The sequence below is a fragment of the Bordetella genomosp. 13 genome, assembly GCF_002119665.1.
GTDB lineage: Bacteria > Pseudomonadota > Gammaproteobacteria > Burkholderiales > Burkholderiaceae_B > Bordetella.
Genome location: NZ_CP021111.1, coordinates 4,926,157 through 4,951,709 on the forward strand (window position 1 = coordinate 4,926,157; position 25,553 = coordinate 4,951,709).

Annotated in this window: 29 protein-coding genes and 1 tRNA gene; 17 read left to right on the forward strand and 13 right to left on the reverse strand. The window is 68.3% G+C overall.

Annotation, left to right across the window (positions count from 1 at the left end):
• Positions 1–34: 34 nt before the first annotated feature.
• The 5 genes from CAL15_RS22195 to CAL15_RS22215 all read right to left on the reverse strand — a co-directional run bounded on the left by CAL15_RS22195 (position 35) and on the right by CAL15_RS22215 (position 4,336).
• A complete protein-coding gene (locus CAL15_RS22195; RefSeq protein ID WP_086080477.1) occupies positions 35–370 on the reverse strand; it encodes a Zn-ribbon domain-containing OB-fold protein in 336 nt (111 codons plus the stop codon).
• Between the two features lie 11 nt (positions 371–381).
• Positions 382–1,524, reverse strand: coding sequence for a thiolase family protein (locus CAL15_RS22200; RefSeq protein WP_086081246.1), 1,143 nt, complete (start codon positions 1,522–1,524; stop codon positions 382–384).
• Between the two features lie 5 nt (positions 1,525–1,529).
• Positions 1,530–2,300 (reverse strand): IclR family transcriptional regulator, encoded by a 771-nt coding sequence (locus CAL15_RS22205; protein ID WP_086080478.1) that lies wholly within the window; start codon positions 2,298–2,300, stop codon positions 1,530–1,532.
• 109 nt (positions 2,301–2,409) lie between these two features.
• Positions 2,410–3,783, reverse strand: coding sequence for an MFS transporter (locus CAL15_RS22210; RefSeq protein WP_086080479.1), 1,374 nt, complete (start codon positions 3,781–3,783; stop codon positions 2,410–2,412).
• A gap of 127 nt (positions 3,784–3,910) precedes the next feature.
• Complete coding sequence (locus CAL15_RS22215) at positions 3,911–4,336, reverse strand: Rid family hydrolase (RefSeq protein ID WP_086080480.1); 426 nt, start codon at positions 4,334–4,336, stop codon at positions 3,911–3,913.
• Between the two features lie 87 nt (positions 4,337–4,423).
• Here CAL15_RS22215 and CAL15_RS22220 point away from each other — a divergent pair, with 87 nt between their 5' ends.
• From CAL15_RS22220 to CAL15_RS22265, 10 genes are all read left to right on the forward strand, one after another.
• Positions 4,424–5,164 carry a nitroreductase family protein gene (locus CAL15_RS22220; protein WP_157666714.1) on the forward strand — a complete coding sequence of 247 codons (741 nt, stop codon included), beginning with the start codon at positions 4,424–4,426 and terminating at the stop codon, positions 5,162–5,164.
• A gap of 34 nt (positions 5,165–5,198) precedes the next feature.
• Positions 5,199–5,939: a FadR/GntR family transcriptional regulator gene (locus tag CAL15_RS22225; RefSeq protein WP_086080482.1), complete on the forward strand. Its 741-nt coding sequence runs from the start codon at positions 5,199–5,201 to the stop codon at positions 5,937–5,939.
• 43 nt (positions 5,940–5,982) lie between these two features.
• A complete protein-coding gene (locus CAL15_RS22230; protein WP_086080483.1) occupies positions 5,983–7,323 on the forward strand; it encodes an aromatic ring-hydroxylating oxygenase subunit alpha in 1,341 nt (446 codons plus the stop codon).
• A 10-nt stretch (positions 7,324–7,333) separates the two neighbouring features.
• Entirely contained in the window at positions 7,334–7,867 is a 534-nt protein-coding gene (locus CAL15_RS22235) for an aromatic-ring-hydroxylating dioxygenase subunit beta (RefSeq protein WP_086080484.1), read from the forward strand.
• Positions 7,868–7,992: 125 nt separating this feature from the next.
• Entirely contained in the window at positions 7,993–8,985 is a 993-nt protein-coding gene (locus CAL15_RS22240; protein WP_086080485.1) for a Bug family tripartite tricarboxylate transporter substrate binding protein, read from the forward strand.
• Between the two features lie 3 nt (positions 8,986–8,988).
• Positions 8,989–10,155 (forward strand): FAD-dependent oxidoreductase, encoded by a 1,167-nt coding sequence (locus CAL15_RS22245; RefSeq protein WP_086080486.1) that lies wholly within the window; start codon positions 8,989–8,991, stop codon positions 10,153–10,155.
• Positions 10,156–10,174: 19 nt separating this feature from the next.
• On the forward strand, positions 10,175–10,501 hold the full coding sequence (locus CAL15_RS22250) for a 2Fe-2S iron-sulfur cluster-binding protein (RefSeq protein WP_086080487.1): 327 nt from the start codon (positions 10,175–10,177) through the stop codon (positions 10,499–10,501).
• A 10-nt stretch (positions 10,502–10,511) separates the two neighbouring features.
• Complete coding sequence (locus tag CAL15_RS22255; RefSeq protein WP_086080488.1) at positions 10,512–10,721, forward strand: hypothetical protein; 210 nt, start codon at positions 10,512–10,514, stop codon at positions 10,719–10,721.
• A 33-nt stretch (positions 10,722–10,754) separates the two neighbouring features.
• Positions 10,755–11,753, forward strand: coding sequence for a 2-hydroxyacid dehydrogenase (locus tag CAL15_RS22260; protein WP_086080489.1), 999 nt, complete (start codon positions 10,755–10,757; stop codon positions 11,751–11,753).
• A gap of 18 nt (positions 11,754–11,771) precedes the next feature.
• On the forward strand, positions 11,772–12,278 hold the full coding sequence (locus CAL15_RS22265) for a 2,4'-dihydroxyacetophenone dioxygenase family protein (protein ID WP_086080490.1): 507 nt from the start codon (positions 11,772–11,774) through the stop codon (positions 12,276–12,278).
• Positions 12,279–12,310: 32 nt separating this feature from the next.
• Here CAL15_RS22265 and CAL15_RS22270 read toward each other — a convergent pair whose 3' ends face one another.
• Positions 12,311–13,009 (reverse strand): exopolysaccharide biosynthesis protein, encoded by a 699-nt coding sequence (locus tag CAL15_RS22270; RefSeq protein WP_157666715.1) that lies wholly within the window; start codon positions 13,007–13,009, stop codon positions 12,311–12,313.
• 166 nt (positions 13,010–13,175) lie between these two features.
• Here CAL15_RS22270 and dbpA point away from each other — a divergent pair, with 166 nt between their 5' ends.
• Positions 13,176–14,561: an ATP-dependent RNA helicase DbpA gene (gene dbpA / locus CAL15_RS22275; RefSeq protein ID WP_086081247.1), complete on the forward strand. Its 1,386-nt coding sequence runs from the start codon at positions 13,176–13,178 to the stop codon at positions 14,559–14,561.
• Positions 14,562–14,650: 89 nt separating this feature from the next.
• Here the strand turns inward: dbpA and CAL15_RS22280 are convergent, their stop codons facing one another.
• The 5 genes from CAL15_RS22280 to CAL15_RS22300 all read right to left on the reverse strand — a co-directional run bounded on the left by CAL15_RS22280 (position 14,651) and on the right by CAL15_RS22300 (position 18,895).
• The gene (locus CAL15_RS22280; protein WP_086080492.1) at positions 14,651–15,298 is read right to left on the reverse strand and encodes a LysE family translocator; all 648 of its coding nucleotides are present in this window, start codon (positions 15,296–15,298) and stop codon (positions 14,651–14,653) included.
• A 114-nt stretch (positions 15,299–15,412) separates the two neighbouring features.
• Positions 15,413–16,342, reverse strand: a complete 930-nt coding sequence (locus CAL15_RS22285; RefSeq protein WP_086080493.1) for an AraC family transcriptional regulator — start codon at positions 16,340–16,342, stop codon at positions 15,413–15,415.
• A gap of 126 nt (positions 16,343–16,468) precedes the next feature.
• Positions 16,469–16,545: transfer RNA gene (locus CAL15_RS22290), tRNA-Pro, on the reverse strand.
• Positions 16,546–16,603: 58 nt separating this feature from the next.
• Positions 16,604–17,569: a polyprenyl synthetase family protein gene (locus tag CAL15_RS22295; RefSeq protein ID WP_086080494.1), complete on the reverse strand. Its 966-nt coding sequence runs from the start codon at positions 17,567–17,569 to the stop codon at positions 16,604–16,606.
• Positions 17,570–17,728: 159 nt separating this feature from the next.
• Positions 17,729–18,895 (reverse strand): fumarylacetoacetate hydrolase family protein, encoded by a 1,167-nt coding sequence (locus CAL15_RS22300; protein WP_086080495.1) that lies wholly within the window; start codon positions 18,893–18,895, stop codon positions 17,729–17,731.
• 123 nt (positions 18,896–19,018) lie between these two features.
• Between CAL15_RS22300 and CAL15_RS22305 the strand changes: the two genes are divergently transcribed.
• The 5 genes from CAL15_RS22305 to proB all read left to right on the forward strand — a co-directional run bounded on the left by CAL15_RS22305 (position 19,019) and on the right by proB (position 23,199).
• On the forward strand, positions 19,019–19,774 hold the full coding sequence (locus CAL15_RS22305) for an IclR family transcriptional regulator (RefSeq protein WP_086080496.1): 756 nt from the start codon (positions 19,019–19,021) through the stop codon (positions 19,772–19,774).
• A gap of 321 nt (positions 19,775–20,095) precedes the next feature.
• On the forward strand, positions 20,096–20,407 hold the full coding sequence (rplU, locus tag CAL15_RS22310) for a 50S ribosomal protein L21 (RefSeq protein ID WP_086080497.1): 312 nt from the start codon (positions 20,096–20,098) through the stop codon (positions 20,405–20,407).
• Positions 20,408–20,442: 35 nt separating this feature from the next.
• Complete coding sequence (gene rpmA, locus CAL15_RS22315) at positions 20,443–20,700, forward strand: 50S ribosomal protein L27 (RefSeq protein ID WP_086080498.1); 258 nt, start codon at positions 20,443–20,445, stop codon at positions 20,698–20,700.
• A 160-nt stretch (positions 20,701–20,860) separates the two neighbouring features.
• A complete protein-coding gene (obgE, locus tag CAL15_RS22320) occupies positions 20,861–21,997 on the forward strand; it encodes a GTPase ObgE (protein WP_086080499.1) in 1,137 nt (378 codons plus the stop codon).
• 65 nt (positions 21,998–22,062) lie between these two features.
• Positions 22,063–23,199, forward strand: a complete 1,137-nt coding sequence (gene proB / locus CAL15_RS22325; RefSeq protein WP_086080500.1) for a glutamate 5-kinase — start codon at positions 22,063–22,065, stop codon at positions 23,197–23,199.
• Positions 23,200–23,268: 69 nt separating this feature from the next.
• Here proB and CAL15_RS22330 read toward each other — a convergent pair whose 3' ends face one another.
• Positions 23,269–23,940: a response regulator transcription factor gene (locus tag CAL15_RS22330; RefSeq protein ID WP_086080501.1), complete on the reverse strand. Its 672-nt coding sequence runs from the start codon at positions 23,938–23,940 to the stop codon at positions 23,269–23,271.
• Between the two features lie 119 nt (positions 23,941–24,059).
• Between CAL15_RS22330 and CAL15_RS22335 the strand changes: the two genes are divergently transcribed.
• A complete protein-coding gene (locus CAL15_RS22335) occupies positions 24,060–24,461 on the forward strand; it encodes a helix-turn-helix domain-containing protein (protein WP_232468059.1) in 402 nt (133 codons plus the stop codon).
• A gap of 64 nt (positions 24,462–24,525) precedes the next feature.
• Here CAL15_RS22335 and CAL15_RS22340 read toward each other — a convergent pair whose 3' ends face one another.
• Entirely contained in the window at positions 24,526–25,416 is an 891-nt protein-coding gene (locus CAL15_RS22340; protein ID WP_086080503.1) for an NAD(P)/FAD-dependent oxidoreductase, read from the reverse strand.
• Between the last annotated feature and the right edge of the window lie 137 nt (positions 25,417–25,553).

The following is a 25,553-nucleotide window of genomic DNA, read 5'->3' on the forward strand; positions in this document are numbered from 1 at the left end:
CTGTCGTCGTTGTAGGAAGATGCGGGCGGCGGGCTCAGGGCCCGTCGGCCGCACCGAAGCACAGCAGGCTGCGCTCGTCGCGCCGCAGCGTGCGCGCACGCACCCGCTGGCCGATGGCCACGTCCGGATCGGCATGGCCCATCACCGTGGGACCTTCGTCCAGGCGCACCAGCACCAGCACGTAAGGCGCCTGGGCGGCCCAGTACGCATCCGGCGCGCGCGCCACTTCGCTGCGAGCGCGCACGATGCCGCCACCGTCCGCCGACCGCGGGACCAGCCGGGTGCCGCCGCATGCCGGGCAGGCATGCGGCCGCAACGACCAGCTGGCCTTGCAGTCCGCGCATTCCAACAGTTCGATCGAGGCTTCCATCCCGTCCTCCTTCATGCGCCGGATTGCGCGCGGCGCAGCAGCAGGCTGACGTGGGCGGACAGCACGCCGCCATCGGCATGCACCACCGCGCAGCGGCGATCCGGAATCTGGCGGGCCTCTGCCCTGCCGGCCAGCTGGCGCCAGGCCTCGACCGCGTGCGCCATGCCGCCCGCCACGCCCGAATGGCCGAACGACAGCAGGCCGCCGTGCGTGTTCAGCGGCAGCGGCCCGCCGCTGGCATAGTCGCCCGCGCGCAGGCGAGCCGCCGCCTGGCCGCGTTCCGCGAAACCCAGCTCTTCGAGCAGCATGACCAGCGTGATGGTGAACGAGTCATAGATGGCCAGGTAATCCACTTCGCCGCGCCGCGCGCCGGCGTCGCGCAGCATACGTTCGAAGGCGTCCGCCGCGCCGCTGCGCATCACGTCCTGCAGACCGGACAGATGCTGGTGGCGATGCGCCTGCCCCGCGCCGGCCAGCACCACCGGTCCCGGCGCGGCGCTGACCACGAAGGCCGCCGCGCCGTCCGAGATGGGGCAGCACTGCAGCAGCCGCAGCGGGCTGGCGATGGGCTTGGAGGCAAGCACCTGCTGCAGCGTGATCGGCTCGCGCAGATGGGCATCGGGGTGGGCGCCGGCGTGGCTGCGCATCAGCACCGCGAAACTTCCCAGGTCGGCCTCGGTGAGGCCCGTGCGGTGCATGTATTCCGATGCGAGCAAGGCGTAATAGGCGGGCACGGACGCGCCGTTCGGCACCTCCGTCACGGGATCGCCCACCTGCGCCAGCGTCTGTATGGAAGTGTCCACGGCCTGTCCGGTCAGCCGGTTCTCGCCTGCCACCACCAGCACGTGGCGGCAGCGCCCGGACCGCACCAGGTCGCCGGCCAGCATCAACATGGCCGCGCCAGTGGCGCCGCCCATCTGGATGCCGTGCGCGTAGGCGGGCTGCATGCCCAGCTTCTCGGCCATCAGCGTCGCCAGCATCAGGTGCGGATACGTGGTGGCATAGCCGCACAGCAGTCCGTCGACCTGCGCGCGCGGCACGCCGGCATCGGCAAGCGCGGCATTGGCGGCCTGCGCCATCAGGTCGGTGGCCGACCGGCCTTCGAGCCGGCCGAACCGAGTGGTCGCGGCGGAAAGGATGGAGGGGCGGGACATGGCGTTCATTGCGCCGGCATCCATGCGCACTCGATATCGCGTGCCTCGGCGCGCAGGGCCTGGCCCAGTTCGTCTTCCCGCTCGGCGATGCGTTCGGAAAGCGCCGCCACGCTCAGCGCCGCGATCGGCCTGCCGCCCGGGCCGCGCACCGCCACGCCCAGCCCGCCCATCTTCCCCACCACCACGTCCAGCAGCATCGCGTGGCCCAGCTGCTGCGCGCGCCGCACCTCTTGCGCCATGCGCCTGCGGCTGTAGCTCGGATAGCGTTGCGCCAGGTGTTCGTGCACCACGGGCAACAGCGCGGCCTGGTCCGTGGCGGGCATGGCCGCCAGCAGCGCCAGGCTGCCGGCCCCTACGCCCAACGGACGACGGCTGCCCACGTCGAGGTAGTTGGCACGGATGGGATAGTCGCCGAAGCACAGGTCCACGCATACAGACTCCCATCCCATGGGCACCGACAGGATCACCGTGTCGCCGAACCGGCGCGCCAGCCGGATCAGCGCGGGACGCGCCAGGTCACGCACCGACAGGCCGTGCACCATGGCGTGATGCATGGCGTACACCTGCGGCCCCAGCACGTACTGCTTGGTCTGCGGGTCTCGCTCGACGAAACTCTCCGCCTCGAGCTCTTTCAGGATGCGCAGCGCAGTGGACACATCCAGCCCGGCGTTCTGCGCGATGTCGGTCAGGCGGTTGATGCGCGGATCGGACAGCGTCGCCATGACCCGGCAGGTCTTCTGTATGGCGGACAGCTGGGATGTGGCGTGCTGCTGCATGACGGTCGCGCTCCATGGCCCTGGCGATTGCGCCAACCATAGAGTGACCGTCGAGACAGGGTAAAGCTGCGTCGCAGCAAACTTTCGTCAGACGAAAGTGCCTTTCGTATCAGTAGCGCAGCCGCATCACGCTGGCCACGGCCGCCAGTCCCGCGAAGGCGGCGCCCAGCCAGAGCGCGGTCATCGCGCCATGCTCGGTCGAGACGTTGAAGCAGGCCGCCACCAGCGCCGCGCCGATCGACTGTCCCAGCAGCCGCACCGTGCCCACCATGCCGCTGGCGCCGCCGCTGCGCTCGTGCGGCGCCGAGGTCATGATGGCGTGCACGTTGGGCGACTGGAAGAAGCCGAAGCCCGCGCCGCAGAAGGCCATGCGCCAGCAGATGTCGAATGCCGACGGATCGTCCGGCATGCTGGCCAGCAGCGCCATGCCGGCGCACAGGACGACCAGCCCCAGCCCGGCCAGCAGGCCCACGGGATAGCGGTCGGACAGGCGGCCCGCGGCCGAGGCCACCAGCGCCACGGCCACGGGCCACGGTGTGATCAGGAAGCCGGTCTGGACCTGCGTATACCCCAGTTGCTGCAGCAGGAAGGGCAGCGACACGAATGCCAGCGCCTGCGTCGCGAAGGTGCACACGCCGGTGGCGGCCGACAACGCGAACATGGGGCGCCTGAGCAGATCCAGCGCGAGCAGCGGGGCAGGCTCGTCCGCCTGGCGCAGCAGCAGCGCGTACAGAAGCGCGAGGGTCGCGGCCACCGTGATCACGAGCTCGGTCCACGAGCGTGCATGCGCGCCTTCGTTCAGGGCATAGACCAGGCAGGCGAAGAATGCCGCGCACAGCAGCGCGGCGACGCCGTCGAACCCGCGCGTGCTGCGCGGCGTGACGGGCAGCGACTTCAGGCCCATGTATACCGCCAGCGCGCCCAGCGGCACGTTGACGAGAAAGAGCCAGTGCCAGCTGGCCACCGCCAGGATCGCGGATGCCATGGTGGGCCCCGCGGCGAACGACACGGCCACCACCAGCGAGTTGAGGCCCACGCCCCTGCCCAGCTGGCCCGAGGGATAGATGAAGCGGATCATCGCCCCGTTGACCGACATGACCCACGCCGCTCCCAGCCCCTGTGCCACGCGCGCGGCCACCAGCCACTCCAGCGACGGCGCCAGCCCGCACGCGAGCGAGGACACGGTGAACAGCACCAGCCCCGCCATCATCACGCGACGATGCCCGATGATCTCGCCCAGCGAGCCGGCGGGCAGCAGCGCCGCGATCATGGCCAGTTGATAGGCGCTGACGATCCACACCGATAAGGCTTCGGTGGTGCCCAGATCGCGCGCCATCGTGGGCAGCGCGGTGTTGGCGATGGCCGTGTCCAGGCTGGCCATGCTGACGCCCAGCAGGATCGCCAGCACCGCCCGCCATCGTTCCGCCTCCGGCACGCCTTCGCCTACTGGATGTTGGTGCGTACGCGCGAAGTGAAACGGCATGGCGGCTGTGTCATTGTTCGGGCCGCTGCCGGGCGGCGCGGATCAGGCGCACGATATCACTCCCGCGGCTCGGGCGTCTCTGCCGGGCAGTTGGTCGGCGGCGCGAGGCCGCGCCGCGCCATGCACGCTAGGCCGCGGCGCAGGCCTCGATCTCTATCAGCCAGTTCGGCCTGACCAGCCCCGCGACCTGCAGCACCGTGCGTGCGGGAAACTCCCGGATGCGCTCGCGCAGATAGGCGTTGTAGGCCGCGTTGAACCCGTCGAAGTCCATCGCGCCGGTGGCCGGATCGGCCACCAGGTAAACGCGCACATGGGTCAGGTGCTCCAGGCCCAGGCCCATTTCTTTCAGTACCCCTTCCAGCCGCGCCAAGGTCGTGGAGGTCTGCGCGGCCGTGTCGCCCAGGGCCGCCATCGAATCAGGCGGGGCGTTGGCATCGATGACGGCCGGATACTGGGCGCTGAGCTGATAGTGGGTCAGCCCGGGCGGCACGGCCACCGCGCGGCTGATGGCGGAAGCGGAGCCGGATGCGGCGTAGCGTTGTGGCGTAGGCACGATAGTGTTTTCCCCGATGTGAATGTGGTGTCGAACTTTATAGTATTTTCACATTAATGCTCAATCAGGGGAAAAACGGTGTCCGCCGTGCTGGACCTTCTGGCCTCGCATCGCAGCGTGCGCAGCTTCGCCGACCGCCCGGTCGAGCCGGCGCTGCTCGAGCGGGTCTACGCGGCCGCGCTCCGCTCCCCATCCTGGAACAACGCCCAGAACGTCACGCTGATCGAAGTGCGGGACGAGGCGCGCAAGAGCGAACTGGCCACCCTGTGCGGCAACCAGCAATCCATCCACCAGGCGCCGGTCTTCGGCGTGCTGGTCATGGATTTCCACAAGACGGCCGTGGCCGCGGCCCGCCACGGCCGCCGGCAGACGGCGCATGAAGACGTCAACGGCCTGCTCATCGGCGCCGTGGATGCCGGCATCGTGCTGGGCGCCCTTATGGTGGCGGCGCGCGCCGAAGGCCTGGCGGTCTGTCCCATCGGCGGCATCCGGCGCGAAACCGCCGCCGTCATCGAGCTGCTGGGCCTGCCCCCGCTGACCTTGCCGCTGGCAGGCCTGTGCCTGGGCTACACCGAATCCGCTCCCGGCCCCGTCAAGCCCCGCCTGCCGCTGGCGGCCTTCTGCCATCCCGAAAGCTACGACGCGGCGCGCATAGAGAACGCTGTGCAGGCCATCGACCGGGCCATGGCCGACTACCGGCAGGCACAGGGCACGACAGCGGGATCGTGGTCCGACGCGGTGTCGGCGCGCTATGCCTCCATGCCCGCCTATGCCGGCGTGGCCGGGGCCCTGCATGCCCAAGGCTTCCGCTTCGGCGCGCAAGGGTAAATCCTATAATCGGATTTTTCCTCGGATCATGACTATGGGACTACTCAAACCGCAAGCAGGCACCGTGGTGCGCAGCGAGCCGAACCTCACGGATCGCGTCACCGAGATGCTGATCGAGGAGATAACCGGCGGCCAATACCAGCCCGGCGAAGTGCTGCCGCCCGAACAGGTCATCGCCGACCGCCTAGGCGTCTCGCGCACGGTGCTGCGCGAAGCGGTGTCGCGCCTGAAGGCGGACGGCATCGTCACCAGCAAGCAGGGACGCGGCCTGACGGTCATGGTCAACACGCGGCCGTCGGTGCTGCGCATGCAGGCGGCCGAAGAAGGCAACGTCGAGCAGATCATGCGCATCGTCGAGCTGCGCCGCGGCTTCGAGATCGAGGCCGCGGCCCTGGCCGCGCAGCGCCGCGACGAACAGGACCTGGAAAACATGCGCGATGCGCTGGACAGCATGGCCGCCGCCGTCGAGTCCGGGGACGTCGTGGCCGGCATCGAGGCCGACCTGAACTTCCACCGCGCCATCGCCCGCGCCACGCGCAACGAGCACTACCTGAACTTCTTCGACTTTCTCAGCGTGCTGCTCAAGCGCAACGTGCAGGTCTCGCGCAGCCGCTCGGCCAAGCGCGCCGGCCGCGGCGCGATGGCCCAGTCCGAGCACGAAGCCCTGTACCGGGCCATCGAGCAGGGCGACAGCGAACTGGCGCGCCTGCACGCGCGCAACCATATCGAAAACACCGGAATTCGTCTGGAGTCGACCAGTTTCTTGAAACGGTAGAGCAGTCCACGCCGACTCAGCCGTTGCACACAAGGGGAAAAAAATGGCGAGCAAAACCATCGATGAATTGGTGATGGCCGACCAGGGCCTGGTCAGCCGTTCCATCTTCGTCGACGAGGACATCTTCAAGACCGAGCTCGACCGCATCTTCTCGCGGGCCTGGCTGTTCGTCGGCCACGAAAGCCTCGTGCCAAACCCGGACGACTACTTCGTCTCTCGCATGGGCAGCGAGTCGGTCATTCTCACGCGCGACCGCCAGGGCAACATCCAGGTCATGCTGAACAGCTGCGCGCACCGCGGCATGAAGCTGTGCCGCTATGACCACGGCAACAACCGCACATTCACCTGTCCTTACCACGGCTGGAGTTTCTCCACCGACGGCAAGCTGGTCGAGCGCCCCGGCGAACTGGTCGGCGTGCCCGGCCATGCCACGCACTACAAGGGCGAGCTCGACAAAAAGGCGTGGGGCCTGAAGACGGTGGCGCAGGTATGCGTGTACAAGGGCACGGTCTGGGCCACCTGGGACGCCGATGCCCCGCCGTTCCTGGACTACCTGGGCGACATGAAGTGGTACCTGGACGCCGCGCTGGACAATCGCGACGGCAGTCCCGGCGGCTCGGAAGTGATCGGCGGCGTGCAGAAGTGGCGCGTGAAGTGCAACTGGAAGTTCGCGCCCGAGAACTTCATCGGCGACCTCTACCACGACATCAGCCATCGTTCGGTGGACATCGTCGGCATCGGCCCCAGCGGCGGCAAGGGCCGGCGCGACCCCACGCCCGGCCGCATGACCATCGGCTTCAAGGACCTGGGCCATGGCCTGCTGGGCCAGCTGCCCTTCTACGCCGAGCCCGACTACAAGCCGCTGTATGCGCAGCATCCCGAGGTCGAGGCCTACTACCGCGAGGTCCATGAAGCGCGCGTGCGCCGTTTCGGCGACAAGATGCGCGTGATGACCAGCGTGGGCACCATCTTCCCGAACATGTCGTTCCACGGCCGGCAGCCGCGCACCATTGCCGTATTCCATCCGATCAGCCCGACGGAAATGGAAATGTGGCGCATGTACCTGGTCGACAAGGACGCCCCCGAAGCCGTGAAAGAGGCCGCGCGCCATTACTACCTGCGCTACTCCGGCCCAGGCGGCATGACCGAGTCGGACGACATGGAGAACTGGACGGGCGCCACCGAGGCCTGCCGCGGCACGGTGTCGCGCGAGCTCTACTTCAACTACCAGATGGGCCTGGGCCACGCCCGGGCCGTGCCCGAGCTGAAAGGCTGCGTCGAGAACGGCGAATACACCGAAGAGAACGCGCGCCTGTATTACCGGCGCTGGGCCCAGTTCATGAAGGGCCTGGACTGGAACTCGCTGATGCCCGCGGACGCATGAGGAGGCGCACATGACGACAGCATCGAACGCCTTGCAGCTCTGGTGGGAAGTCGACCAGTTCCTCAGCCACGAAGCCGAACTGCTGGATACGCGGCGCTTCGACGAATGGCTCGAGCTTTTCGAAGAGTGCGCCACCTATCGCATGCCGCTGGCGCGCAACGTGCGCCGCGACCGCATCGCCACCGAGGAATACACCCAGGTCCATCAGACGGCCTGGATAGACGAGACCACCGCCACGCTGCGCCAGCGCGTCGCCCAGCTCAAGACAGGCATCCACTGGGCCGAGGAACCCGCATCGCGCACCACGCACATGGTCGCGAACGTGCGCGTCGCCGACGCGCAGGAGAGCGACGGCGTACTCACGGTCTTGGTGCATTCGCGCTTCATGCTCTACCAGAACCGCCTGCAGGACGAGACCAACATCTTCGTCGGCAAGCGCACGGACGTGCTGGTACGGCGCGACGGCGCGTGGCGCATACGAAGCCGTGACATCCATCTAGACCAGAACGTACTGCAGGCCAAGGCGCTGACCGTCTTCTTCTGAGTCCGCATCACCGCACAAGTCCTCGGGGACGTCGCAAGACCTCCCCGAGGCAGGCTTCACCCATTAGTTGCTGTACCGGGAGACGACACGCCGCCCCGCGGCTTTCCTTGATCTGGAGTGTTGCAATGAACCGCCGTACCGTTTTGAAGACTTTGGGATTTGCCGCCACCCTGCCCCTGACCTCGGTCGCGCGTGCAAGCGAAGCGTATGCCAGCCGCCCCATCCGCCTGGTCGTGCCCTACCCGCCCGGCGGCGTGACCGACGTGGCGGCGCGCCTGGCCGGCGAGGTATTGACGGCGCGCTACGGCCAGCCGGTCGTGGTGGAGAACCGCCCCGGCGCCAGCGGGCTGATCGGCCAGCAGGTCGTGGCCTCGTCCGCGCCCGACGGGTACACGCTCATCATGGGCGGACTGGGCGGCAACGTGCTGCCGCCGGTCACCGTGAAGGGCCTGCCGCTGGATGTGCCCAAGGCATTCGTGCCCATCGCCCAGATTGCCGAGTTCATCAACGTGCTGGTCGTGTCCAAGGACTCGCCGGTGACCAACGTCCAGGAATTCGTGGCCCTCGCCAAGAGCAAGGGCGCCGGCGCGATGAGCTATGGCAGCAACGGCATCGGCACCTCGGCCCACCTCACCACCGAGTTCTTCGCGCAGCGCACGGGGCTGAAGATGGAACACGTGCCCTACAAGGGCAGCGGCGAACTGAACATCGACGTCGCCAACGGCAACCTGGACTTCTCCATCAACAATCTGCCCGCGGTGCTGCCCCTGGTGAAAAAGGGCAGCCTGAAGGCCATTGCCGTGACCAGCACCTATCGCAGCAAGCAACTGCCCGATACGCCTACCTTCCAGGAAAGCGGCATCGCCGACTTCGACGTGACCAGCTGGCTGGGCGTGTACGCGCCCGCCGCGCTGCCGCCGGCACTGGCGCAGGAACTTGGCGACGTGATCGCCAAGGGCATGAGCGCGCCCGAGATGCGCAAGCGACTGGAGACCGCCGGCTTCGAACCGCAGCCGCGCGGCGCCAAGGAGTTCGCCGCGTTGAACCAGCGCGAACTCGAGCGCTGGGGCGAGATCGCGCGGCGCGCCAACGTGGTCATTCCGTTCGGCAAGGGCTGAAGCATGAGCGATACGTCATCCGCCGGCGTCTTGATCATAGGTGCGGGCCACGCCGGAGTGGAATGCGCCTGGGCGCTGCGCGCGGCAGGCTATGCCCTGCCCATCACGCTGGCGGGCGACGAGACGCACACGCCGTACGAACGGCCGCCCCTGTCCAAGGGCGTGCTGCTGGGCACGACAGGCCCTGACCGCATCGTGCTGAAGGCGCAGGCGCAGTATGCCGCCCAGGGCATCACGCACTTGCCGGGCGTGCGCATCGCCGCGCTGCGTCCCGGCGTGGCCGTCACCACGGACGGCCGCGAGCTGCCGTTCGAGCACTGCGTGCTGGCCACCGGTTCGCGGGCGCGCGCCATTCCCGGCCTGCACGGCCCCGGCATATACGCCATCCGCACGCAAGACGACGCCATGGCGCTGCGCCAGGCCATCGCAACGGGCAGCAGGCTGCTGGTGGTGGGCGGCGGCTACCTGGGCCTGGAGGCCGCTTCGTCGGCCGCCAAACTGGGCGCGCAAGTCACCGTACTGGAACAGTCGGGCGCCTTGATGGGCGGCCGCGTCTCGCCGCATACGGCACAGGCCATGGGAGCGCTGCACCGCGACGCCGGCATCGACTGGCATACCGGCTGCAGCGTGATCCGCTGGGAGGCCGACGGCGCGGCCTGGCGGGCGCACACCGCGGCGCATGGCACGCACGAGGCCGACGTGGTGCTGGTCGCCATCGGCGCCGAGCCCAACGACGCGCTGGCCCGCGACGCCGGCGTGTATTGCCAGGACGGCATCGTGGTCGACGATGCCTGCCGCACTTCGATGGAACGCGTCTACGCCATCGGCGACTGCGCCAGCACCTGGCGCGAGGAACTGGGCCGCCATGCCCGCGTGGAGAGCGTGCAGAACGCCCTGGCGCAGGCCCGGCTCGTTGCCGCGCACATCGGCGGCAAGCCGCCGGCGGCGCGGCGCGCGGCCACCTTCTGGTCCGAGCAGCAGGGCCGCCGCCTGCAGATGGCAGGCCTGGTCGCGCCCGGCGCCCCCTGCCGGGACGTCGTCTCCACCACCGCCAAGGGCTGGCTGGTCGAACGCTATATCGACGACCGGCTGGCGGCCATCGAGGCCGTCGACAGCCCGGTCGAATTCGTCAAGGGCGTGGCCCGGCTGTCCCCGGCCACGCCCGCCTGAACCCCTTACGGAGATCCGCATGCCCAACATGATTTTTCAACTGCCCGACGGATCCGAACGGACGCTGGACGCGCCCGCCGACTGGTCGCTGATGGAATGCGCGCGCCATCACGGTATCGAAGGCGTGGTGGCCGAATGCGGCGGCGGCGCCATCTGCGGCACCTGTCACGTCCACATCGACCCGCAGTGGTTCGACCGGCTCGAGCCGGCCGGGCCGACCGAGGAAGCCCTGCTCGAAGTCGTGCCCGACCGCAGCCCCACCAGCCGCCTGTCGTGCCAGGTGATGCTGAACGAAAATCTGGAAGGCATGCGCGTCCGCGTGCCGGCCGAGCAGCTGGCGCTGTAAGGAGACCGCGATGAGCTCGACTGTCAACCTCGTCGACCTGCAACCTGGCGCGCGCGTGCGCCTGGCCGACGGCGCCATCGCCGAGGTCATCGAGAACCCGCAGGACGGCATCTGGATCACCTGCCGCTATCTGTCGCATCCCACCGAGCCCGGCCTGGTCGGCGACGCAGAGCAGCAGATCTTCGCCACCGATATCGAGGCCTACGCCGACCCGCGCTGACGCGGCCGGTCCCTTTTCACTCAGGAGTCATTCATGTCCGCATCATCCCTTCCCACCGTCGTCGTCTCCGCGCCGCTGCCGGCGGACCTGCGCGAGCGGCTGGCGGCCCGCTGCTCGATCATCGACGTGCCTGCGGGCCAAAGCCCCGCGCAGACGCTCGACGCCGCGCAGCGCGAGGCCCTGGTGGGCATTCTCTGCACCATGAAGACGCGCATCCAGCGCGACGAGCTGGCCGCGCTGCCCAAGCTGAAAGTGGTGTCCAACTTCGCGGTGGGCTTCGACAACATCGACGTGCCCGCCGCCACCGAGGCGAACGTGCTGGTCTGCAACACCCCCGGCGTGCTGGACAAGGCCGTTGCCGACCTGACGCTGGGCCTGCTGATCTGCCTGGCGCGCAACATGGTCGGCGGCGACGCTTTCGTGCGCTCGGGCCAATGGGCCCGCGGCGCGGCGCCCCTTACCAGCGACATCCGCGGCAAGACGCTGGGGCTGCTGGGCATGGGCCGCATCGGCCGCGAAGTGGCCCGCATGGCGTGCGCCCTGGGCATGGAAGTCATCTATCACAACCGCAGCCACGACGAGGCCGCCGAGCGCGAGGGCCTGGCGCAGTACCGCGAACGCGACGCGCTGTTCGCCGAGTCGGATTTCCTCAGCGTGCACATCCCGCTCAGCCCCTCCACCCGCCATGGCATCGGCAAGCGCGAGTTCTCGCTGATGAAGCCGAGCGCCTACTTCATCAACACCGCGCGCGGCGGCGTGGTGAACGAAGCGGAAATGATCGAGGCGCTGAAAACCGGCGTGATCGCCGGCGCCGGCCTGGACGTCATGGAAACCGAACCGCTGCCCGGCGATCACCCGCTGTGCTCGCTGTCCAACGTGGTGCTGCAGGCGCACGTGGGCAGCGCCACGGTCGAAACGCGGCGCGCCATGATCGACCTGGCCGCGCAGAACCTGCTGGACGCGGTCGGGGGCACGAAGCCCGCCGCCATGGTCAACCCCGCCGTGTGGGAAGCCGGCGCGGCCAAGGCCTGATCAAACAAAGAGGCGATCATGCAACGAGCGAACCAACCCATGGCGCAGGCCCCGGGCATCCAGCCGGAGATCGCCATCCAGGCGATTCCCGACGACGAGCGCATCTGGGTGCCGCAGGCGCCCAATGTCTGGTACCGGCCGCTGTTCCTCAACACCGTCACGGGCGGCTGGTGCAACCTGCTGCGGGTGCGTCGCTCGGGCGTGCTGAGCCGCCACATCCATCCCGGCATGGTGTTCGGCTATGTCATCAAGGGATCGTGGCACTACCTGGAACACGACTGGGTCGCCAAGGCCGGCAGCTTCGTGTACGAGCCGCCGGGCGAGATTCATACTCTGGTCGTGGACGAGGGCGCCGAACAGGAAGAGATGATTACCTTCTTCAACATCGCCGGCGCCCAGATCTACCTCGACGAGCAGGGACATCAGGTCGGCTACGAGGACGTGTTCAGCAAGATCGAGATGTGCCGCAGGCACTACATCGAGGTCGGCCTGGGCGCGGACTACGTGGACCAGTTCATACGCTGACCGCCCTCTCCCGCCTGGCGCGCCTGTGCGCGTCAGGCGGGCAGCAGCAGGAACAGCAGTCCCGACACGCCCAGCAGCAGGGTCAGGCTCATCAGCAGGCCGTCCCGCGAGGTCAACGCCAGTCCGAACAGCGCGAGCACCGCGCCGCAGATGGAATTGGCCATCGGCACCACTTCCAGCGGCGGCATGACGATGCACACCGCGAGGCACAAGCCCGCCACCGCGCGCGTCCCCACGTCGCCCGTCATCCAGCGCATGCGCGACTTGCAGCAGGCCTCGGTGACCCGGGCCAGCGGCCGCAGCAGGCGGATGGCGCGCAACAACAGCGTGCGCTTGACCTTTCGGCGCAGCAGCCAGCGCGGCAGCCAGATATAGCTGCGCCCCATGACGATCTGCAAAGCGCTCAGCCCCACCAGGATCGCGGCCGTGGTGGGCACCCCGATGACGTGGCCAATTGGCGAAATGATGAACAGCCCGGCGATCAGAATGAGCGGCGCGAAGCTGGTGCGCCCGACGGCGTTGAGCATGCGTTCTACGGAACATTCGCAGTCGCGCCTGGCCAGGTGTTCCAGGCGGTCCAGCATGGCCGACAGCTTGGGCGCCGCGCGCCAGGCTCGTCGGCGATAGCGAGCGCCATGCCTCTCGCCGGCGTCGGCGTGCACGACCAACACGGGTTGGGGATCGGGATTTTCTTCCACGTCGTCGGCGCCTGGCTGGATATCGGTACTCACGGGCGCAGACACAGCATGCCGCGTACCTGACGAAGTAACGGCGGATGACCGACGTTGCAGCATGGGGCGTATCGCCCTGACCGGGCTTCGCCACCCGCGCGCGCTGGGGAAAAGCGCGCGCGGCCGCCTGCTAGACTGCCAGCTTTATCGGCCGGCCGCGCATACCGTGACTTCTCTCTCCTTCTCCAGCCTGCCCCTGTCGCCCACGCAGCTCGGCAATCTCGATAGCCTCGGCTACAAAGAGATGACCGAGATCCAGGCGCAAAGCCTGCCGCTCATTCTTCAGGGACGCGACCTGATCGCGCAGGCCAAGACCGGCAGCGGCAAGACCGCCACGTTCGGCCTGGGCATCCTGCACACGCTCGACCCCGCCCGCTACGCTCTGCAGGGGCTGGTGATCTGCCCCACCCGCGAACTGGCGGACCAGGTCGCGCAGGAACTGCGCCGGCTGGCCCGCGCCGAGGCCAACATCAAGATCCTGACGCTGGCGGGCGGCACGCCCATCCGCCCGCAAGTCGAATCGCTGCAGTATGGCGCGCACATCGTGGTCGGCACGCCGGGCCGCCTGATAGACCATCTGGAGCGCGCCAGCGTGGACCTGAGCGCCCTGCGCACGCTGGTGCTGGACGAAGCGGACCGCATGGTCGACATGGGATTCTTCGACGACGTGGCGCGCATCGTCGCCGCCTGCCCCTCGCCGCGCCAGACTCTGCTGTTCTCGGCGACCTATCCCGACGACATCCGCAAAAGCGCCGCGCGCTTCCTGAAGAACCCGGTCGAGATCCGCGTCGAGGCGCAGCACGACGCCAGCCGCATCGAGCAGCATTTCTTCGAGATCGCGCCGGACGGCCGCAACGCCGCGGTGGCGCAATTGCTGAACCACTATCGTCCGGTCTCCGCGCTGGCCTTCTGCAATACCAAGGCGCAATGCCGCGAACTGGCCGACGACCTGCGCGCGCAGGGCTTCAGCGCGCTGGCCCTGCATGGCGACCTGGAACAGCGCGAGCGCGACGAAGTGCTGGTGCAGTTCGCCAACCAGAGCTGCTCGGTGCTGGTGGCCACCGACGTGGCGGCTCGCGGCCTGGACATCCCGTCGCTGGGCGCGGTGATCAACGTGGACGTCACGCGCGATCCCGAGGTGCACGTGCACCGCATCGGCCGCACCGGCCGCGGCCAGGAGAACGGCCTGGCGCTAAGCCTGTGCGCGCCGCACGAGATGCAGGCCGCGAACCTGATCGAGCAATACCAGGGCAAGCCCCTGCGCTGGTCCGACTTGAAGCGCTTGGCGCCCACGTCGAACGAGCCGCTGCGCGCCCCCATGGTGACCATGGTGGTGCTTGGCGGCAAGAAAGAGAAGCTGCGCCCGGGCGATCTGCTGGGCGCGCTGACGGGCGACGCGGGCCTGACCAAAGAGCAGGTCGGCAAGATCAACGTGGCCGACCAGATGAGCTATGTGGCGCTGGAACGCAGCGTGGCCAAGGCGGCCTGCGCGAAGCTGAGCAATGGCAGCATCAAGGGCCGGCGCTTTCGCATGCGATTGATGCCGGGTTGATCGGATCGACGCGGATGGCGCGCGCGCGGCACGCCGGCCAACCCATGTGCCGGGCATGACCAGATCGGGATCGCGTCAATGTGCCTCCCTCAACCAGCAACTATCACGACAACACCGAGCGCCAGCAGAAGCAAGAAGATGCCCGACAGTCGCTCTAGCCACGGCAAAGCCCGCGTAAAACGCCGCAGCACGGCCTCGTTGCCCACGGCCACCGCCACCAGCACGTCCCAGGCCAGCACGGCTCCGAACATCCAGATGCCGTACAGCGTCTTCCATCCCGCGCTGGCATGCGGGCCCGTCAGCATGGCCGCCAGGCTGGCATAGAACAGCGCGTTCTTGGGATTGAGGATGCCCGACAGAAAGCCCATGCGGGCCGCGCGCCGCCATGCCGCCGCCGCGCGGCCAGGCATTTCGATTTCGTCTTTGCCGCGGGGTGGCGGCCCGCCGATGAGCGCGCTGGCCCCTGCATGGCGGATGAACAGATAAGCCAGGTACAGCAGGTATCCGGAGCCGGCCAGCTGCAGGAACACGAACAGGGAGCTGTCCGCGCGCAGCACGGCGGTGCCGCCGAACGCCGCCACGATGAATACACCATTGGCCGCCGCGATGCCCAGGCAGGCCCCGGTGGCGACACGCCATCCCATCGACAGCGAGGTGCGCGCGATGAGGAAGAAGTCGGGACCGGGCGACAGCAGCGCAAGGAAATGCGCCGCCGCGATGATGAGGAATTGCTGCATGGGACACCGATGGGCTCGTGCTTGCGCGCAGTTTGCCCAGGCCGGTGTCCGGTGTATTGAAGAAAATTGCAGTCGGGGACGCGGTGGCGCCCGCGGCAACGCGCATGCCGACGCTCAATCGTGCCGCGACAAGCCGGCCATCCGCGAGCCACAGACCAGCCGGGCCGACCCGGCACCGCGCGGGCTATATCGCTGTACCTGATACCGCCCCGGCGTGACGGCCGCGTATGCCTTGAACACGCGCTGGAAATGCGCCTGGTCGGCGAACCCCAGATGGTGCGCAAGATCGGCCAGCCGCGCTCCGCTGCGCAGGCGGTCGCGGGCAAGGTTGACGCGCAGGTTCAACTGCCAGGCATGCGGCGTCATGCCGGTGGCCGCTCGTACGGCGCGAATGAATTGATAGCGGCTCATGCCGACACGCCGCGCGAGATCCTGCAGCGCCAGCGCCTCGCCCGGCGCGTCGGACACGGCCTGCATGGCAGGCAGCAGGCGCTCGGCCAGGCCGGCCGCCAGGGCCGGCGTGTCTACGCGCAGTCCCTGCGCACCATCGCTATCGCCGATGAACGCGATCAGCGCGGCCTCTTTGTCGCCTGCGGGCGCCGTCGAAAACAGCACGTCGTTCAACTGGCAGAAGCGCCTGTAGAGCTGCGCGTCATGAACGATGCGCACAGGCTCCGGCTGCAACAAGGCGCCGCCCAGCGCCGGCGCATATTCCGCTCGCACCGCGCGCAGCCATTGCGCATCCAGATGAAGCATCTGATAGCTCCACGCCGTCTCGGTCGCGGGATTGCAGGCATGCATGCGCATGGCCGGCACGAACACGACTGTGCCGGGATGCAGCCGCACCGGCCCGTCGACGGCGCCGGTGAAGACGCTGGTGCCCGCGTCGACGGCGCCTATCGAGTAAGTGGGATGGCTGTGCGGCTTGTAGCAGGCGCGGCTGTGGCAGGCGCGCCTGCTTTCCACATACGGCAGCGCGGCGTCGCGCCAGAAGTCGTGGATGCCGTCTTGAGGCTGACATCGAACAGGGCGGGTGGCGGGCATCGACGAGCTCCGTGACAGGCCTGCAACGCAAACACCGCGCAGACGTAGAAAAGCCGGCGCTGCTCGTGCAGGACCGGCTTCTACAGGCGGCATGGGGAACACCACCAAAAATTCGACCACCGTAAGTGGTCGGGGCGAGAGGATTCGAACCTCCGACTCCTGCGTCCCGAACGCAGTACTCTACCAGGCTGAGCTACGCCCCGATTTCCGTTGTGCTCGCCGTTGGGTGTTATCCCCGTTGGGTGTTACCCCACAACGGCATCAACGATCGCGGTTTACCGCGAAAGCGCAAAATTCTATCAGAGATTCCCGATAAACGGAAACGGGGTAGTCGGCCAGGGCGGCGCTGGCCCGGTCGGCCTCTTCCTGGGCCGCCCGCATGGTGTGCTCCAGCGCGTCGGTGGCCTGAATGGCGGCGGCCACGGCGGTGAAGTCGGCGTCGCCCGTCTCGATGGCGGTGCGGATCAGGTCGCGCTGTTCGGGCGTGCCCACTTCCATGACGCGGATCAGCGGCAGCGTGGGCTTGCCCTCGCGCAGGTCGTCGCCGACGTTCTTGCCCAGCGCATGCGCGTCGCCGCTGTAGTCCAGCACGTCGTCCACCAATTGGAACGCCGTGCCCACGTGGCGGCCGTAGGCCGCGGCGGCCTCTTGCTGGGCCAGCGTGCCGCCGGCCAGCACCGCGCCCACCTGGGCGGCGGCCTCGAACAGCTTGGCGGTCTTGTAGCGCACGACCTGCAGATAGCGCTCTTGCGAGACCTCGGGATCGTGCACGTTGAGCAGCTGCAGCACCTCGCCCTCGGCGATCACCGTGGTGGCCTCGGACAGGATCTGCATGATGCGCATGTTGTCCGCCTCGACCATCATCTCGAACGAGCGCGAATACAGATAGTCGCCCACCAGCACGCTGGCGGCGTTGCCGAACACCGCGTTGGCGGTGCCGCGGCCGCGGCGCAGGTCGGACTCGTCGACCACGTCGTCGTGCAGCAGCGTGGCGGTATGGATGAACTCGACCACCGCGGCAAGCAGCTGGTGGTAGGTGCCGGTATAACCCAGTGCGCGCGCCACCATCATCAGCATGGCGGGCCGCATGCGCTTGCCGCCGGCGCCGACGATGTAGTCGCCGATGGTGCGAATCAGGACGACTTCGGAATTCAGCCTGGCGCGAATGACCGCATCGACGGCCTTCATGTCATCGGCTATGGGGGCGATCAGCGCGGCAAGGTCCAAAACGAATCCGGGTATGGGAGAGCCCGGCCCCGCGGCTCGGGCGGCATCCCGCGCGGCTGCGCGGGTTTCGGGGGCCGGCCCGAATTATACTGACATGGCCTTGGGCAGCCGCTGCGCGGCGCGCATCTCATCCAATGGATGCGCGCCCAGACACGCGCTTCAGCGCAACAGCCCGCGCTGCGCCAGGTTCGCGTACAGCGCCCGCACCCCGAACTCCCAACGCGGAATCGCGGTGCACAGTCCCACCGGATTCACCAGCGCGCCCAGCCTGGGCGACGCGATGCGTACGCGGTCGCCCGGCAGATGCGTGAAACCGCTGCCCTCGCCCGCGCGGTCCTGCGTGGGCGAAAACATGGTGCCCAGGAACAGCATGAAGCCGTCGGGATATTGGTGATGGTCGCCCCAGGTCTGGCCCACCAGGTCCAGCGGATCGCGGCTGATCTCGCGCATGTGGCTCACGCCCTCCAGCACGAAGCCGTCGTCGCCCTCGATGCGCAGCGACACGTCGGCATTGCGCACGTCGTCGATGGTGTAGTGCTCGTCCAATAGGCGCACGAACGGCCCGATGGCGCATGAGCCGTTGTTGTCCTTGGCGCGGCCCAGCAGCAGCGCGCTGCGGCCCTCGACGTCGCGCAGGTTGACGTCATTGCCCAGCGCCGCGCCCGCCACCTCGCCGCGCGAGGTGACGGCCAGCACGATCTCGGGCTCGGGGTTGTTCCACTCGGAAGTGGGCAGCAGGCCCACCCAGGCGCCCGTACCCACCGAGGCCATGGGCGGCGCCTTCGAGAACACCTCGGCGTCGGGCCCGATGCCGACTTCCAGATATTGCGACCACTGCCCGCGCGCCTGCATGTCGGCCTTCAGGCGCAGCGCCTCGGGCGAGCCCGGACGCAGGCGCGACAGGTCGGTGCCGATGATCTCGTGCAGCCGCTGGCGGATGGTCTCGGCCCGCGATGCGTCGCCGCCGGCCTGCTCTTCGATCAGCCGCTCCAGCAGGCTGACCGCGAACGTGACGCCCGCCGCCTTGACGGGCTGCAGGTCGCAGGGCGCCAGCAACGCGGCGCCGCCAAGATCGCCTGCCAGCGTGCTGGCCAGCAGCTCGGCCACCGGTCCCAGGGACTCGCCCGGCGCCGTGCGCGCGATCTGCACACGCTCGGGATGTTCAAGCAGGTCGGACACCGTAGGCGTGGTCGCCGTGATGTCGACCACCTGGCCCTGGCGCACGACGACCACGCTCGGGCCGGGGTGCGCGCCTTCGCGCCACACGCGACCAACCAGCAGGGCGCGGTCCAGATCCTCGGGCAGGTCTCGTTCGATGCCAGTCATGTCTGCAGTCTCCTCATCGCTATCGGCCGCCTCGATCGACGGCGGTATCGCGGGGCAGTCTAGTGCGGCGCGGCGAATGTTGTCTAATATGCTGTCTTTCTATCCAATATATTGGACGCCGCCATGCCGACGGACTACGAAGTGCCTGCGCTGCGGCGCGCCCACGAGATCCTGCGCGTACTGGCCGCGGCGCATGCGCCCGTGCGCCCGCAGCAATTGGCCGAGGCCTGCGGCATGCCGCGCAGTTCGCTGTACCTGCTGCTGGATTCGCTGGCGCAGCGGCGCTGGATCGAGAAGGTGCGCGATGGCTACGTCGTCGGGCTTGAACTGATGACGCTGGGCGCGGCCTATCTGCGGCAGGACAACCTGGAACCCGCCTTCCGCCACGCGGCCGCCCTGTTCGTCGAGCGACACAACGAGGTCATGCAGCTGGCCATGCTCGATGGCGCGGACGCCGTGTACCTGGCGCGCGAGGACGCGCGCCGCCCCGTGCGGCTGGTGTCCGAGATCGGTTCGCGCCTGCCCGCCCATGCCTGCGCCCTGGGCAAGGCGCTGCTGTCCAGCCTGGAAGATGGCGAACTGGACCAAGTGCTGCCTGCTCGGCTGGCCGCGGTCACCGAGCGCACCTGCACAGATCGCGCCGCCCTGCTGCGCGAGCTGGAGGAAGTCCGCCGCACCGGGCTGGCCCGGGACCAGGAGGAGGTGGCCGCCGGCCTGCATTGCCATGCCGCGTACGTGGGCCGCACGCCGCAGGGCCGCCGCATCGCGATCAGCAGCTCGGTGCCCACCGATCGCCACGATGCCGCGCATCTGCAGGCCGTGCGGACGGGCGTGGCGCAGGCGGCGCGCCAGATCGCGGCGCGGGTGGTGGCGACATGAACCGCGGCGGGTTTTTTGCTCCCGCACAACGGATAAGCCCTTACCCCACAAGGCGTTTTTGACTTTTCCACAAGCCCGGGATAGAATCCTCGGTTCGGTCGGTGCGCCTATCGCGCGGCGGTTTTCTGCTACGGCCGAATTTGTGACAGGAAGGCCAGGACGCTTGCGCGGCAAGAGCCGGCTGATATGCAGCCATGCAGTCGTAGCCATGCAGTTGGCAACCGCAGTCGGCAACCGCAGTTGGCAACAACGGGCAGCACCCGGCGATGCAGTGTGAAAACCCTGCCGCCCCTTCCGAATTAAACCCTTCAAGGAAACCCCATGTACGCGGTCGTAAAAACCGGCGGCAAGCAATATCGCGTTGCTGCTGGCGAAAAACTCAAGGTAGAACAGATACCTGCTGACATTGGGCAAGAAATCACGCTGGACCAGGTCCTGTCCGTGGGCGAAGGCGACCAACTGAAAGTTGGCACGCCCATCGTCTCCGGCGCCGTGGTCAAGGCGACGGTTCTTGCGCATGGCCGGCACGACAAGGTCAAGATCTTCAAGATGCGCCGTCGCAAGCACTATCAGAAGCGTCAAGGCCACCGTCAGAACTACACCGAGATCCGCATCGAGACCATCACGGTCTGACGCGCATATCGGCACCTTTTTAGCAGGAGCTAAACATGGCACAGAAAAAGGGCGGCGGTTCCACCCGGAACGGCCGCGACTCAGAATCGAAGCGACTGGGCGTCAAGGTTTACGGCGGCCAGCAGATCCTGGCGGGCGGCATCATCGTGCGCCAGCGCGGCACTCGCGTGCACCCCGGTGTGAACGTGGGCGTGGGCAAGGACCACACCCTGTTCGCGCTGGCTGACGGCAAGGTCAAGTTCGGCCACAAGGGTGCGCTGAACAAGGCCATCGTTTCGGTCGTCACCGAGTAATTCCGGCGCCGCGTACGCCGTACGCGCCGCACCGGCAAAAGCCCTGCCGTCTGCGGCGGGGCTTTTTGCTTTTCCGCCGCATTTCTACGGCGCGCTTCCGAAGCGCGTCTTCGTGGCGCAGGCCTCTCAGCCGCGCCGCCATCCTCATACCGCACACATCATGAAATTCGTAGACGAAGCCACCATCGAGGTCATCGCCGGCAAAGGCGGCAATGGCGCGTCGAGCTTTCGCCGCGAGAAGTTCATTCCCAAGGGCGGCCCGGACGGCGGCGACGGCGGGCGCGGCGGCAGCATCTTCGCGGTGGCCGACCGCAACATCAACACGCTGATCGATTTCCGCTACGCGCGGCTGCACCGCGCCAAGAACGGCGAGAACGGCCGCGGCTCCGACCAGTACGGCGCGGCGGCGCCCGACATCACGCTGCGCGTGCCGGTCGGCACCGTCGTGCATGACGCCGACACCGGCGAGGTGCTGTTCGACATGAACCGGCACGGCCAGCAGGTCACGCTGGCGGCCGGCGGCCAGGGCGGTCTGGGCAACCTGCACTTCAAGTCCAGCACGAACCGCGCGCCGCGCCAATGGACGCCCGGCAAGGAAGGCGAACAGCGCCGCCTGCGCCTGGAGCTGAAGGTGCTGGCCGACGTGGGTCTGCTGGGCCTGCCCAACGCGGGCAAGTCCACCCTGATCTCGCGCATCTCCAACGCCCGCCCCAAGGTCGCCGACTACCCGTTCACCACGCTGCATCCCAACCTGGGCGTGGTGCGCACCTCGCCGTCGCGCAGCTTCGTGGTGGCCGACATCCCCGGCCTGATCGAAGGCGCGTCCGAAGGCGCGGGGCTGGGCCATCTGTTTTTGCGCCACCTGGCGCGCACCCGCGTGCTGCTGCACCTGGTGGACATCGCGAACCCGGACCCCGACGTCGACCCTATCGGCCAGGCCGTCATCGACGCCCGCGCCATCGTCGAGGAACTGCGCCGCTACGACCCCGAGCTGGCCGCCAAGCCGCGCTGGCTGGTGCTGAACAAGCTCGACATGGTGAGCGACCCGCAGGCCGCGCGCGAGCGCTTCTGCGCCGAGTTCGGCTGGGACGGCCCGGTCCACATCATCTCGGGCCTGAACGGCGACGGCACGCAAGACCTGATCTGGGCGCTGCAGGACTACCTGGACGAAGAGAACCGCAAGGACCAGATCGCCCAGGACAAGGCCGAAGGCACGTATGTGCACGAAGATCCGCGCTTCGACACGACGCGCAGCGATGCGCAGGCGTCCCCGCCGCCGCGCGGCGACGACGAATAAGCCATAATCGCAATCCGTCCTGGGCCGCCTCCGGCGGCCGTGTCCCGCAACGCCCGGTCATCGCCATGACTGCCCACACCAACGCCGTATCCGTCGCCGCCTCCGCCAGCCGCCTGGTCGCCAAGGTCGGTTCCTCGCTCGTCACCAATGAAGGCCGCGGACTGGATCGCGTCGCCGTGGCCGATTGGGCCGCGCAGATCGCCGCGCTGCGCAAGCTCGGCAGGCAAGTGGTGCTGGTGTCCAGCGGAGCCATCGCCGAAGGCATGGCGCGCCTGGGCTGGAGCAAGCGTCCCTCGGCCATGCACGAGCTGCAGGCGGCCGCCGCGGTAGGCCAGATGGGGCTGTGCCAGGCCTACGAGGCCGCGTTCGCGGAACACGGGCTGCGCACCGCGCAGGTGCTGCTGACGCACGAAGACCTGGCCGATCGCCGCCGCTACCTGAATGCCCGCTCTACCCTGTTCGCGCTGATGCGCCTGGGCGTGGTGCCCATCGTCAACGAGAACGACACGGTCGTCACCGACGAGATCCGCCTGGGCGACAACGACACGCTGGGCGCGCTGGTCACCAACCTGATCGAAGCCGACACGCTGGTCATCCTGACCGACCAGCGCGGCCTGTACAGCGCCGATCCGCGCAAGAATCCCGATGCGCAGTTCGTGTCGCATGCCCAGGCCGGCGATGCCGCGCTGGAGGCGATGGCGGGCGGCGCGGGCAGCGGCATCGGCACCGGCGGCATGCTGACCAAGATACTGGCCGCCAAGCGCGCGGCGCGCAGCGGCGCCCATACCATCATTGCCTCGGGCCGCGAGCGCAACGTGCTGACCCGCCTGGCGCACGGCGAGTGCATCGGCACCGAACTGCGCGCGCTGCTGCCTGTGTGGTCGGCGCGCAAGCAGTGGCTGGCCGATCACCTGCGCCTGCGCGGCCGCGTCGTGCTGGACGACGGCGCCGTGCATGCCCTGCTGCACGAAGGCAAGAGCCTGCTGCCCATCGGCGTGACGGACGTGCAGGGCGAATTCGAACGCGGCGACGTAGTGGCGTGCGTGGACGCCGGGGGCCGCGAATGCGCGCGCGGCCTGATCAACTATTCGTCGGCCGATGCGCGGCGCATCATGCGCCAACCCTCGGCCCGCATTGCGGACATCCTGGGCAGCATGACGGACCCCGAGCTGATGCACCGCGACAACCTGGTCGTGGTCTGAGGCCGGCGGCGGCCGCCCTGCGGCCGCACGCGCGGGCGTGACGTCTTCATCCCCATCTCGAATACCGCATCACTCCCATCCCCCTGCGCCCGCATCGGCCAGGAACATGTAGCCCCAATCGCGCACGGTGAACAGCGGCAGCTGTACGCCCAGGCCCAGCGCCTTGGCGCGCAGCCGCGATACGGTCACGTCCAGCGAGCGCCCGCCGCCCAGCTGCCGGTCGCCACGCGGCAGCAGCCAGCCGGGCGCATCGAGCAGGCGCTTGAGCAGGCGGCTTTCCGCCAGCGTCAGGGGCACCCATTGGTCGGCGGGGCCTGCCAGCACGCGGTCGCGCGCCATCAGCCGCCACTGCGAGCGGCGGCCGCCCTGGCCGCGATAGCGCAACGACGCCCGCAGCATGGCGGCGACTTCCGCGGCGTTGGTGTCGGCATGGCAACAGGCATCGGCGCCGGCGTCCATGGCGGCGATCCGGGCGTCGGCCGGCGCACCGGCCAGCATGACGACCAGGCCGGCCACCGGCACGCAAGAACGCACCTGCGCCACGCGGCTGTACAGCGCGCTGGAGGCCGTACGCAGCACCACGGCGTCCGGCATGCGGATTTCGGCCAGCACGCGCAGCGCAGTGACCGCGTCGGCCAGCTGCACGGACCAGCCGGCCTGCTGCAGCCCATGGACCAGCGGGGTGGCGGAGGCGCCCGGAAGGGCGTCGTTGATGAGGACGAGCTGAAGGGTGTCGGACATATCTGCGGGCACAGAACGGTTTGCAACGATTCGAATACCACATATGTAATTCTATCAATCACCAAAGTATTCAAATCACACGCTCCAATCGCAGCGTGAAAACCTCCTTTTCAGACCGATTGAAACAAGCACGGCAGCTGCGCGGCCTCACGCAGCAGGCTTTGGCCCGTGCCAGCGGTCTGTCCCAAAGCGCCATCGCGAGCTATGAGAACGGCGACCGAGACAGCAGCCGCTCGGCGCGCAGCCTGGCCCACGCGCTGGACGTCGAAGTCGACTGGCTGGAAACGGGAAAAGGTCCGATGGAACGGACGCCCTTGGTCTACGAGACGCACGGCCGCCAGTCCGACAAGCACAGCCTGCGCGAACCTCAGGCCGTAGCCTGGCCCTTCTCCATCGACCCTCGCCGTTTTGCCGCGCTCAGCTCGGACCAGCTGCAATTCCTGGACAAGTGGCTGGAGGCCTACCTGGATGCCTGCCAGCGCGGCGCGAAACCGCCGCGCGCCACGAAACGACGCAGCTGAACGACGCCGCAGCGCGCGGCGCCCACGCGTTCCTCTGCCTATCCAGGCACTGCACCCGCGGTTTTCAGTGCCTGGCGAAAATCAAGGACTGATGCGCGGCCGCGCCGGCGATCGCCCCATCGCCCACCGCCAATGACACGGAACCGCCCGGCCGCGCGACGTCGCCGCAGGCATAGACGCCCGCCACCGACGTCGCCTTCATCGCATCCGTCCTGACGGTACGGCCCATGGGCCCCTCGTCCATGTCGCAGCCCAGCGTCGCGGCGATGGGGCTGGCCGGCGAAATCCTGGGCGTGGCGAACAGGCCGTCCAGCTTCACCACGTGCCCGCCCTGCAGCACCAGGTCGAGCCGGCCCTCGATGCGCTGCACCCGGCTGCGTTCGACCCGTACGCCGCGCGCCGCCAGCGCCTGCAACTGCTCCGCATCGGGCTCGAACGCGCCATTCAGGAACAAGGTGGTGGTGCCCCAGTCGGGCAGCATCAGCGCCACGTGCATCGCCAGCGCGGAGCTGGCCAACACGCCGATCCGGCCTTCATTCAGTTCGTATCCGTGGCAGTACGGGCAGTGGAACACGTGCCGCCCCCAGCGCTCCGCCAAGCCGGGCACCTCGGGCAATTGGTCGCTCACGCCGGTGGCCAGCACGATGCGCCTGGCCTCGCGCGGCGCCATGCCTTCGACGTCCACGCGAAAACCATCGTCGGCAGCGACGACGTTGGCCACCTTGGCATCGAGCCAGTCCACCGTGCGGTACGCCATCAATTGCGCGCGGCCACGGGCCGCGATGTCGGCGGCCGGCGTGCCGTCCTGCGTGAGAAAGCCATGAGAGTGCTCGGCGTAGCGGTTGCGCCGCTGCCCGGCATCGATGACGAGGATGTTGCGGCGCGCCCGCGCCAGAGGCAGCCCGGCTGCCAGGCCGGCATAGCTGCCGCCCACGATGATTGCGTCATATATCAAGGCACATGCTCCCTGGTCTGTGGCCGCCATGCGGGACCGCGGCGCCATGACGTCACACGGCGGCTTGGCGGCTCGGCGGCCGATTACGAAACTATTGAAGTTACATGGTAGCGAGACGCGCCAGCTCATGCAACTTA

What these genes read in the sequence shown, in the direction of transcription:
- CAL15_RS22195 (WP_086080477.1), bottom strand. Translation starts at nt 370, where the DNA reads ATGGAAGCCTCGATCGAACTGTTGGAATGCGCGGACTGCAAGGCCAGC.
- CAL15_RS22200 (WP_086081246.1), bottom strand. Translation starts at nt 1,524, where the DNA reads ATGTCCCGCCCCTCCATCCTTTCCGCCGCGACCACTCGGTTCGGCCGG.
- CAL15_RS22205 (WP_086080478.1), bottom strand. Translation starts at nt 2,300, where the DNA reads ATGCAGCAGCACGCCACATCCCAGCTGTCCGCCATACAGAAGACCTGC.
- CAL15_RS22210 (WP_086080479.1), bottom strand. Translation starts at nt 3,783, where the DNA reads ATGCCGTTTCACTTCGCGCGTACGCACCAACATCCAGTAGGCGAAGGC.
- CAL15_RS22225 (WP_086080482.1), top strand. Translation starts at nt 5,199, where the DNA reads ATGGGACTACTCAAACCGCAAGCAGGCACCGTGGTGCGCAGCGAGCCG.
- CAL15_RS22230 (WP_086080483.1), top strand. Translation starts at nt 5,983, where the DNA reads ATGGCGAGCAAAACCATCGATGAATTGGTGATGGCCGACCAGGGCCTG.
- CAL15_RS22235 (WP_086080484.1), top strand. Translation starts at nt 7,334, where the DNA reads ATGACGACAGCATCGAACGCCTTGCAGCTCTGGTGGGAAGTCGACCAG.
- CAL15_RS22240 (WP_086080485.1), top strand. Translation starts at nt 7,993, where the DNA reads ATGAACCGCCGTACCGTTTTGAAGACTTTGGGATTTGCCGCCACCCTG.
- CAL15_RS22245 (WP_086080486.1), top strand. Translation starts at nt 8,989, where the DNA reads ATGAGCGATACGTCATCCGCCGGCGTCTTGATCATAGGTGCGGGCCAC.
- CAL15_RS22250 (WP_086080487.1), top strand. Translation starts at nt 10,175, where the DNA reads ATGCCCAACATGATTTTTCAACTGCCCGACGGATCCGAACGGACGCTG.
- CAL15_RS22255 (WP_086080488.1), top strand. Translation starts at nt 10,512, where the DNA reads ATGAGCTCGACTGTCAACCTCGTCGACCTGCAACCTGGCGCGCGCGTG.
- CAL15_RS22260 (WP_086080489.1), top strand. Translation starts at nt 10,755, where the DNA reads ATGTCCGCATCATCCCTTCCCACCGTCGTCGTCTCCGCGCCGCTGCCG.
- CAL15_RS22265 (WP_086080490.1), top strand. Translation starts at nt 11,772, where the DNA reads ATGCAACGAGCGAACCAACCCATGGCGCAGGCCCCGGGCATCCAGCCG.
- CAL15_RS22280 (WP_086080492.1), bottom strand. Translation starts at nt 15,298, where the DNA reads ATGCAGCAATTCCTCATCATCGCGGCGGCGCATTTCCTTGCGCTGCTG.
- CAL15_RS22285 (WP_086080493.1), bottom strand. Translation starts at nt 16,342, where the DNA reads ATGCCCGCCACCCGCCCTGTTCGATGTCAGCCTCAAGACGGCATCCAC.
- CAL15_RS22300 (WP_086080495.1), bottom strand. Translation starts at nt 18,895, where the DNA reads ATGACTGGCATCGAACGAGACCTGCCCGAGGATCTGGACCGCGCCCTG.
- CAL15_RS22305 (WP_086080496.1), top strand. Translation starts at nt 19,019, where the DNA reads ATGCCGACGGACTACGAAGTGCCTGCGCTGCGGCGCGCCCACGAGATC.
- rplU (WP_086080497.1), top strand. Translation starts at nt 20,096, where the DNA reads ATGTACGCGGTCGTAAAAACCGGCGGCAAGCAATATCGCGTTGCTGCT.
- rpmA (WP_086080498.1), top strand. Translation starts at nt 20,443, where the DNA reads ATGGCACAGAAAAAGGGCGGCGGTTCCACCCGGAACGGCCGCGACTCA.
- obgE (WP_086080499.1), top strand. Translation starts at nt 20,861, where the DNA reads ATGAAATTCGTAGACGAAGCCACCATCGAGGTCATCGCCGGCAAAGGC.
- proB (WP_086080500.1), top strand. Translation starts at nt 22,063, where the DNA reads ATGACTGCCCACACCAACGCCGTATCCGTCGCCGCCTCCGCCAGCCGC.
- CAL15_RS22330 (WP_086080501.1), bottom strand. Translation starts at nt 23,940, where the DNA reads ATGTCCGACACCCTTCAGCTCGTCCTCATCAACGACGCCCTTCCGGGC.